General features: G+C 25.8%; 10 protein-coding genes. 9 read left to right on the plus strand and 1 reads right to left on the minus strand.

Features of this window, described 5'->3' with window-relative positions:
* The 8 genes from LWW95_11090 to LWW95_11125 form a co-directional block, all read left to right on the plus strand.
* Positions 1 to 839: CofH family radical SAM protein (locus tag LWW95_11090; GenBank protein MDL1957568.1), on the plus strand; the 839-nt coding region annotated here is incomplete at its 5' end.
* A gap of 4 nt (positions 840 to 843) precedes the next feature.
* Positions 844 to 2,346, plus strand: coding sequence for a hypothetical protein (locus tag LWW95_11095; protein ID MDL1957569.1), 1,503 nt, complete (start codon positions 844 to 846; stop codon positions 2,344 to 2,346).
* Positions 2,334 to 2,678 carry a glycosyltransferase gene (locus LWW95_11100; protein ID MDL1957570.1) on the plus strand — a complete coding sequence of 115 codons (345 nt, stop codon included), beginning with the start codon at positions 2,334 to 2,336 and terminating at the stop codon, positions 2,676 to 2,678. Before LWW95_11095 ends, LWW95_11100 begins: the two co-directional genes overlap by 13 nt.
* An 87-nt stretch (positions 2,679 to 2,765) precedes the next feature.
* Entirely contained in the window at positions 2,766 to 3,197 is a 432-nt protein-coding gene (locus LWW95_11105) for a hypothetical protein (GenBank protein ID MDL1957571.1), read from the plus strand.
* Positions 3,194 to 4,312 (plus strand): glycosyltransferase family 4 protein, encoded by a 1,119-nt coding sequence (locus LWW95_11110; GenBank protein MDL1957572.1) that lies wholly within the window; start codon positions 3,194 to 3,196, stop codon positions 4,310 to 4,312. The genes LWW95_11105 and LWW95_11110 overlap by 4 nt, the downstream gene beginning before the upstream one ends.
* On the plus strand, positions 4,309 to 5,088 hold the full coding sequence (locus LWW95_11115) for a hypothetical protein (GenBank protein ID MDL1957573.1): 780 nt from the start codon (positions 4,309 to 4,311) through the stop codon (positions 5,086 to 5,088). The genes LWW95_11110 and LWW95_11115 overlap by 4 nt, the downstream gene beginning before the upstream one ends.
* A 7-nt stretch (positions 5,089 to 5,095) precedes the next feature.
* Positions 5,096 to 6,361: an AarF/UbiB family protein gene (locus tag LWW95_11120; GenBank protein MDL1957574.1), complete on the plus strand. Its 1,266-nt coding sequence runs from the start codon at positions 5,096 to 5,098 to the stop codon at positions 6,359 to 6,361.
* The gene (locus LWW95_11125) at positions 6,354 to 7,172 is read left to right on the plus strand and encodes a glycosyltransferase family 2 protein (protein ID MDL1957575.1); all 819 of its coding nucleotides are present in this window, start codon (positions 6,354 to 6,356) and stop codon (positions 7,170 to 7,172) included. The genes LWW95_11120 and LWW95_11125 overlap by 8 nt, the downstream gene beginning before the upstream one ends.
* Positions 7,173 to 7,196: 24 nt before the next feature.
* Here the strand turns inward: LWW95_11125 and LWW95_11130 are convergent, their stop codons facing one another.
* Positions 7,197 to 7,421, minus strand: a complete 225-nt coding sequence (locus LWW95_11130; protein ID MDL1957576.1) for a DUF2905 domain-containing protein — start codon at positions 7,419 to 7,421, stop codon at positions 7,197 to 7,199.
* A 93-nt stretch (positions 7,422 to 7,514) separates the two neighbouring features.
* On the opposite strand from LWW95_11130, the gene LWW95_11135 reads away from it, so the two are divergent.
* Entirely contained in the window at positions 7,515 to 8,309 is a 795-nt protein-coding gene (locus LWW95_11135; GenBank protein MDL1957577.1) for an ATP-grasp domain-containing protein, read from the plus strand.
* Positions 8,310 to 8,435: the final 126 nt, after the last annotated feature.

An 8,435-nucleotide genomic window follows, 5' to 3' on the forward strand; every position in this document is an offset into this window, starting at 1 on the left:
GTAAATTATGCGGTTATCATAAAAGACCAGGCGAAGAAGGAGGTTATACCTTAGCGATAGATGAAATTTTAGAAAAATTAAAAGAAACTCCTCAGTTAAAAGAGGTTCATATTGTAGGAGGATTAAATCCAAAACTTCCTTATGAATATTATGTAAATTTAGTTCGTAAAATAAGAGATTCTTTTCCTAAAATTCATATAAGAGCTTATACTTGTGTTGAAATAGACTGGCTTTCAAGAATTTCTGGGAAGTCTGTGGAAGAAGTTTTAAGAGAGCTTAAAGAAGCAGGTTTAAATTCTATTCCTGGAGGTGGAGCAGAGGTCTTTTCAGAAAGAATAAGGGCTGAGCTTTATCCAGCTAAGATTCCTTCTGAAAGATGGATTGAGATTGCAAAAACTGCTCACAAACTTGGTATTTTAACAAATGCTACTATACTTTTTGGACACATAGAAACAGATGAAGAGATTATAAGACATCTTTTAATTTTAAGAAAAATTCAAGAAGAAACAAAAGGATTTTATTGTTTTATTCCTTTAGCTTTTATTCCTGAAAATAATGAACTATCTTATCTTCCAGGACCTTCTGCTCACAAGATTTTAAAGGTAATAGCTATTTCTCGAATAATTTTAAATAATTTTCCACATATTAAGGCTTACTGGGTTTTTCTGGGGATAAAATTGGCTCAAGTGGCTTTACTTTGGGGAGCAGACCATTTTCACGGAACAGTGATAGAGGAAAAGATAAGTGAGTTGATGCGAGGGCAACAGGTCATGCATCTTCCCCCAGTTGAAATTCAACGCCTCATTCGTGAAATCGGTGGAGAACCAACTGAGATTTAAAAAGATGAAAATTAAGGAGGCTCTTTCTAAATTCTCTTTAGAAAATTTTTCTGAAAAATTACTTATTTTTATACTGTTATTCTTATGTGTAACTTTTCGATTTATTATGCTAAAACATACCTGTGGTATTAATAATGACGGAATTGGTTATATTTATATAGCTCAAAAAATATGGGAAGGAAATTTAAAAGAAATGTTTTCTTGCGGGGGATTTTGTTTAGGAGTAATTTATTCTTCTACCATTACAGCTTTTTACTTTTTTTTAAAAAACTGGGAACTTAGTGGAAACCTAACTTCTATTTTTTATTCTTCTTTTATAGCTTTTCCTCTATTTAAAATTTTGCGTCAAATATTTTCTAAAAGTTATGCTTTTTTTCTTTCTCTTATAGCTTTAAATTTACCCTATATCATCAAACAAAGTGTAGATATTATAAGAGATACCGCTTACTGGTTCTTCTTACTTTTAGGTATTTATTTTTTTTTAAATTGGCTTAATACCTCTACCAAATATCCTAAATTTTATTTTTTAGCAAGTATCTTTTCTTTTCTATTAGCTGGCTTAAACCGTGTAGAAGGATTTTTTGTGGTCTTTTTTTCTTTTGTTTTTCTTTATAAACAAAGGGGGTGGGGGAAAAATTTTCGGTATTTTTTTATAGGATTATTAATTTTTTTCTTAGGTATTGCCATAATTTTCATATTTTTTCCTTCTACTTATGAGTATTTACGGCATAAAAGTAGTTTTAGCATTTATTTTTATAATTATAAATATTACTATAATGAACTAACTAAACTTTATTTATCTACTGATAGATTTTTTTGGATATATTTTCGTATGTTACTTCCTTATATTCCTTTTTTTATTAGTTTATTGTTTATTATCAAAGTTTATAATTTATTATTCCCTTTTTTAATTTATGGGATTTACACCTATCCAAAAAGAAGTTTTCAATCTTTATCCACAAAATATTTTTTTGCTCTTTTTTGGGGCTATTTTTTATTATTGATTTTATGGTCCTATTCTTATGCCTATTTATCTAAAAGATATTTTGTGCCTTTAATTTTTATAGGACTACCTTTAGTAGGATTAGGAATAAAAAATTTTATAAAAAAACAATTTTTTTATTTCATAAAATTTTTTGTTTTCTTTTTAATAACAGTTATATTAATAATTTCTATTTTATCTACTATTTTTTCTCTTCGGCGTGAAAATGATCTTATTTATAAAAAAATCGCTTCTGTAATAAACAAGATGGAAAATCAACATAGAAATCCTATTATAATTGCTGGAAATAATAAAAAAATAAATTTTTATGTTAACTTAGAAAGGAAACCCGCAATATGTGCTTTAAATATAATTTCTCCTCAAAGTTTTCTTAATAAATGTAATGCTGATTATTTAATACTTTCAAAAGAAGAACAAAAAATATATCGAAAAAAACTCAACAATTCTAAAATTAAAAGAATAACAGAAATTGATGGATGGGGAATATTTAAATGCCAAAAATAGATTTTTCTATAATAATTCCTACCTATAATAGAGCAAATTTTGTAGTTGAAGCAATAAATTCAGTTTTAAATCAAACTTATAAACTACCTTATGAAATTATAGTGGTAGATGATGGTTCTATAGATAAAACAGAAAAAATCTTACTTGAATATATGAAAAAAGAGCCGAGGTTGAAATTTATTAAACACGAAAAAAATAAAGGTCCAGCAGCAGCACGGAATACCGGGATAATACATTCTAAAGGTAAATATTTATTATTTTTAGATTCAGATGATAAATTATTACCAAATGCTTTAAGTATTTATTGGGAGGGTTATAAGAGAAAATCATAAAGGAGAAAAAAAAAATCAGCTCATATTCCTAAATTATCAGGAAATAATAAAAAAGATTTTAAATCCTTTTTAAAAAGGAAAATACCAATGTTATCAGGTTCTTTTGTAGTTAAGAAAAAAATCATTGAGCAAAATCTTTTTCCTGAAGAATTGAGGCTAAGAGAAGATTTTCTGATTTATGGATACTTGATTTGTATGCATAAGTGTTATGCTTTAAAAGAACCAGTAGTAATTGCAAAGGATCACCCTAATCGACTTAGAAAAGAAACAAGTTTTCTTATTCAACGAAATATTAAACCTATAAAAATTCTTTTTCAAAAATTACCTCAAGAATTTCAAATTTTTTATCCTCTTGCTCTTTCCAGAGAGCATCTTTCTATTTTCAGATCTTTTTATTTAATAAAAGAATACAAAAAAGCAATTCATTATTATCATGAAGCTATTAAAATTTATCCAAAACATATTTTATTATTTTCTTACTTAAGAAAATACTTAAAAAGTTTGTTTAAAAATTTATGAAATTAGCACTCATTTCTCAAAGTTTTGAAGAATATAAAGGTGGAGCAGAAAAGTTTTCTTCAGAACTTGCAAGGTATTTAATTAAAAAAGGTTTAGATATTAAACTTTTTGCAAGAAAAATTGAGGCTTTAGATCTTAAACCCTACGGTGTGGAAATCAAAATCCCCAAAAAACCCCCTTTCTTTCGAATTTTAACTTTAGCTTATACAGGTCTTTATTTAGCTAAAAGATGGAAAGCTGATAGAATTTTCGCTCTGATGCCACTTCCAGAAGGTGATTTTTACTGGCTTGCAGGAGGAGTTTATAGCAATTGGTTAAAAATAAGATATCCCAACATTATAAAAAGAACTATAGTATGTTTTTTTAGACCTCATTTTTTACTAAATCTCTTTTTTCAAAAAAAATGTATTACCTCCCCACACTTTAAAAAAATTATTACAAACTCAGAGCTTGAAAAAGAAATAGCAATAAAAGCTTTTAATATTTCACCTGAAAAAATTGTTGTTATACCAAATGGAATAGACTTATCCCGGTTTAATTTATCAGTTAGAGTTAATAGAAATAAAATTCGTAAAATATTAGGATTAAATAAAAACGCTAAAATTATTTTGTTTACAGGAAACAATTTTAAAAGAAAAGGACTTGAAACAATTATTAAAGCCTTAGCAAGACTTAAAAATTTTTCAAATCTTTATTTATTAGTTGCAGGAAAGGATAAAATCAATTATTTTATTAAACTTTCTCAAAAATTGGGAGTAGCTGAAAGAATTAAATTTTTAGGCTATGTGAAAGAGTTAGAAAAAATCTATGGAACAGCGGATATATTTGTTTTTCCCTCCCAATATGATTCTTTTGCAAGTGTAGTGCTTGAAGCTATGGCTTGTGGGCTTCCGGTTATTACTACCAAAACAAATGGAGCAAGTATGGTAATTAACCACGGAGAAGAAGGTTTTATTTTGAAAAGATGGGATGATGATAAACTTTTAGCAGAATATATATTAAAAACTCTTGAAAATTCTAAAGAAATGGGATTTAAAGCTTATCAAAAAGCCCTAAATTATTCTGCAGAGAATTGTTTTGAAAAATATTACCAGGTTTTAGTAGCAAATTTATGATAAAAAAGTCCTATCAATTTATAGAAAAAAATAATTTAAAAATAAATTTAGAGTATTTAGACTTACTTAATTCTAAAGGTCTTTTAAATTTCGAAAGTTTATGGAATTTAAAAGATAGCTATTTTTATTATAAAAAAAGATATCGCACAATAGAGGCTTATGATTTAGGAGGTTTTAAACTTTATTTAAAAAAATATGAATTTAATCTGAAGGAAGCAGAGAATGAATGGCGAAATCTTTCTCTTTTATGGGAAAAAGGATTCCCCACTCTTACACCGGTAGTTTTTGGGAATAAAAAAGATAAAATTCTTATTGGAACAGAAGAATTAAAATTTCCATCCTCTTTAAAACTTCTGAGTGAAAAATTAATTTCTTCGGAGATTTTACTTTTAAAGTTTTCTCAATTTTTGGCACTTTTTCATGAAAATAATTTTTTTCATCAAGATTGTTATATAGGACATTTCCATTATGATGCGAAGAAAGATATATTTTATATTATGGATGTAGCCAGAGTAAAGTATAATCCTAAATTTAAAATAAGATATTTAATAAAAGACCTTGCTCAATTGAAGTATTCTTTTATGGAAACTTTTAAAGAACAAAATTTATACTGGTGGGATTTTTTTTGGAAAGAATATAATAAACATAGAAAGGAAAAACTTGGAAAACTTATAAAGTTTTTAATAAATAAAAAAGCTCAATTGATAGATAAACATACTCAAAAAATAATAAAAAAAGGTGGAGAAGGCGTAATAACTTATTATAAAAAATCCTAATTTAAGTATGCTTGAAATCTTACAAGAGGGGAAAGGGAGAAAGATCGAATTTAACCATAAAGATGGTTTGGTGTATAAGTCAGGCTCTTTTTTTAAATTATTAAAAGAATGGCACAAATTAAAGAAAGCTTATAGTCTGAATTTAAATGTCCCCAAACCTATTAAATTTATTAAACAATCTTTGTTTAAAGCTCAAATTGTAATGTCTTTTATTAAGGGAAATACTTTGGAAAATTTGCTACCTAATTTAAGTTATTCAGATAAAATTAAACTTGCCTTTAACTTAGGAAAAACTTTTAAAGAATTAAATAAGCATAAATTGTGGCATAAAGATATTCATAAAGGAAATATTATAGTTACTCCAGAAGGGAAAATTTTTTTACTTGATTTATATAAACTCCAAAAAAGCCCGAGTTTTAAGATTTCTCAAATTAAACAATTAGCAGTTCTTTATGGAGTATTTATAAAAGATTTAAACATAAAAATAATTTTATCTTTTTTAAAAGGATATTTAGGGAATTATGCAAATGCTAAAGAATTTATAAAAGAATATGGATCACAAATTCAAGAAAAAGGAATAAAAAATTTGATAAACATTTTAAAAAAAGAAATTTCTAATCTTGATAATCCAAGAAGATTTAAGAAAATCGTATTAGGAGATTGGAAAGGATATCTTGCTTTAAGAACAAATGGTTTATTTTATGAAAACGAAATTTTAGATTGGTTAGAGGGTTATCAAAAAGAAAATAAAATTTTAGGTGAAATTGTAAAAGAGGGGAGATCAGCCTTAGTAGTAAAATATAAAAATATTTGTCTTAAATTGTTTAAAAAAAGGGTGCATAAATGGAAAGGTTTAAAGGACTTATTTTTATATAGAATAAAATATACAAGAGCTAGAAAATCATTTTTTAATTCATACTTATTTTATTTTACTTGTGGATATACACCTCCACCATTAGCTTTTTTTGAAAATAAAAATGGAGAAGGAATATTTGTTACACTTTTTATTGAGGATTCTATTACTTTTTTAAAATTTATAGAAAAATTTTCAGATAAAGAGAAGGTTCCATATATAAATAGGCTTCTAAAATGGTATAAAAAAATTTTGGATTACAATTTTATAAGTAAAGATGCCAATTTAAGAAATATATTGGTTAATTCAAAAAATAATATATGGCTAATTGATTCACTTGATATTGTTTATACTAATAATCTTAAAAAGAAAATGAAGAGTATTAATAGATTGTTAAAGGATTTAAAAATTTATGAATAAGAACTATAAAATAGAAAATTTAAAAATATCTTTAATTATAACAACCTATAATACCCCGCATTTTTTGGAAAAAGTTTTGCAAAGTGTGCTTAAACAAACTTTATTACCTTATGAAGTAATCATTGCTGATGATGGTTCTACTGAAGAAACTGCAAGATTAATAAAAAAATATCAGAAAATATTTCCTGTACCACTTTTACATGTGTGGCATGAAGATTTAGGCTTTAGAGCTGCAAAAATAAGAAATGAAGCAATTAAAATATCTTCAGGAAATTATATTGTTTTTTTAGATGGAGATTGTATCCCTGATAAAAATTTTATCTTTGATCATGTTAAATTAGCAGAAAGTGAATACTTTGTTCAGGGTAAAAGAATTCTTTTAGATCAAAAAATTTCTCAAAATTTTAGTTTTGATACTATAGAATCTTTTTCTAAAAAACTAAAACTCTTTTTTTCTCCAAAAATTTCTAATCGTCATCATTTAATAAGAATACCTTTTTTTCCTGCTTTTAGAAATAAAAAAATTAAAGGAATCAAAGGTTGTAATATGGGAATTTTTAAAAAAGATTTATTAGCTGTAAATGGATTTAATGAGGATTTTTTAGGATGGGGAAGAGAAGATACAGAATTAATTATAAGGCTTTATAAATATGGATTAAAAAGAAAAGAACATCCATTTATGGCTATATGTTTTCATTTATGGCATCCTCCTCAACCAAGAGAAAATTTAAATAAAAATGATGCTTTAGTTGAAAAAGCTTTAAATAGTGATAATTATTTTTGTGCCAATGGAATTATGAAAGTTAAATAAAGCTAAAAATTTTTTGTTTAAAATCTACTTTCTAAATAGCAAGTTTAATAAAATAGTTAAAAGAATGCTCAATAATATGGAAGTTGCTAGAGGAAAGTAAAAGGTAAAATTTCCTTTTTTTATATAAATATCTCCTGGAAGTCTTCCTAAGTAAGGAATTTTAGGAATAAAAGTAAGTAAAAAACCTAAACAAATTATTATAATTCCCAAAATAATTAAAAACTTTCCCAATCCTGAGAGCTCATTCATATTTTTAGAATTTAAAAATATTTTAAAAAATTGCAAGCGATTTTTAGGTATGCTAAAATAAAAAATAAGTCAATTTAAACATTTTATAAATTTATGATCATATCTTTTCTTCCTACATTTAAAGGAGATTTTAACTTTTTTCAGTTTGAACCTTTGGATGAAAGTTTTTTTGAAACACTTTTGCGAGCAAAAGCAGTTATTTTTCCTCCGACTATTTCTTCTGAAATATATTTTTTTGTAAAAAATTTTGGAATTCCTGTTTTTCCAGAATATACATTTAGATTTTTATATCCTGGTAAAATTGGACAGATAATGCTTTTTAAACTTTTAAATTTGCCTCATCCTGAAACCACTGTTGTTCCAAGGCTTTGCGGAATAGAAGAAAATCCATATAAGAGAACTTTTAAAATTAAATATCCCTGTGTAATTAAAGGAAACTACGGAGACGAAGGAAGAGAAATTTTTTTGGTAAAAAATGAAGAAGAGTTGAAAGAAGTTTTTAAAGAAATTAAAAAATGGGAAATAGAAGGAAGATTTGGTTTCCTTATACAGGAATATATACCCTGTGATTTTGATGCAAGAGCCTATGTTATTGGAGAGAAAATTATAATTGTCTTTAGAGAAGGAGGATTTAAAAAAAATATTTCCCAAGAAGGTAGAATTATTTCCTGTCCTCAAAAAAACTTAAAAAAGAAAGTTTTTGAGCTTACCAGTAAGATTATAAAAAATACTCATTTTAATCTTGTAGCAATAGATTTTCTTTTTAAAGATAAAGAGCCCGTAGTTAGTGAATTTAATTTTGTTTTCGGAAGAAGAGCTATAGGGGAAAAAAAGTATGAAAATTATTTAAAAAAAGCTATAAAAAATTTTCTTAAGAAAGTAATATGAAAGGTACAACTTTTTTTATAAAGACTTTAGGTTGTAAAGTAAATCAAGTAGAAAGTGCATATATTATGGAAAGTTTGGTAAAAAAAGGTTTTTCTTTTTCTTCAGAAAAAGAAGCTAAAATTTTGA

Source organism: Candidatus Desulfofervidus auxilii, assembly GCA_030262725.1.
Taxonomy (GTDB): domain Bacteria; phylum Desulfobacterota; class Desulfofervidia; order Desulfofervidales; family Desulfofervidaceae; genus JAJSZS01.

Excerpts from the sequence above, each read along its gene's own strand:
- LWW95_11135 (MDL1957577.1), top strand. The coding sequence starts at position 7,515 with ATGATCATATCTTTTCTTCCTACATTTAAAGGAGATTTTAACTTTTTT.
- LWW95_11125 (MDL1957575.1), top strand. The coding sequence starts at position 6,354 with ATGAATAAGAACTATAAAATAGAAAATTTAAAAATATCTTTAATTATA.
- LWW95_11105 (MDL1957571.1), top strand. The coding sequence starts at position 2,766 with ATGTTATCAGGTTCTTTTGTAGTTAAGAAAAAAATCATTGAGCAAAAT.
- LWW95_11130 (MDL1957576.1), bottom strand. The coding sequence starts at position 7,421 with ATGAATGAGCTCTCAGGATTGGGAAAGTTTTTAATTATTTTGGGAATT.
- LWW95_11095 (MDL1957569.1), top strand. The coding sequence starts at position 844 with ATGAAAATTAAGGAGGCTCTTTCTAAATTCTCTTTAGAAAATTTTTCT.
- LWW95_11110 (MDL1957572.1), top strand. The coding sequence starts at position 3,194 with ATGAAATTAGCACTCATTTCTCAAAGTTTTGAAGAATATAAAGGTGGA.
- LWW95_11115 (MDL1957573.1), top strand. The coding sequence starts at position 4,309 with ATGATAAAAAAGTCCTATCAATTTATAGAAAAAAATAATTTAAAAATA.
- LWW95_11120 (MDL1957574.1), top strand. The coding sequence starts at position 5,096 with ATGCTTGAAATCTTACAAGAGGGGAAAGGGAGAAAGATCGAATTTAAC.
- LWW95_11100 (MDL1957570.1), top strand. The coding sequence starts at position 2,334 with ATGCCAAAAATAGATTTTTCTATAATAATTCCTACCTATAATAGAGCA.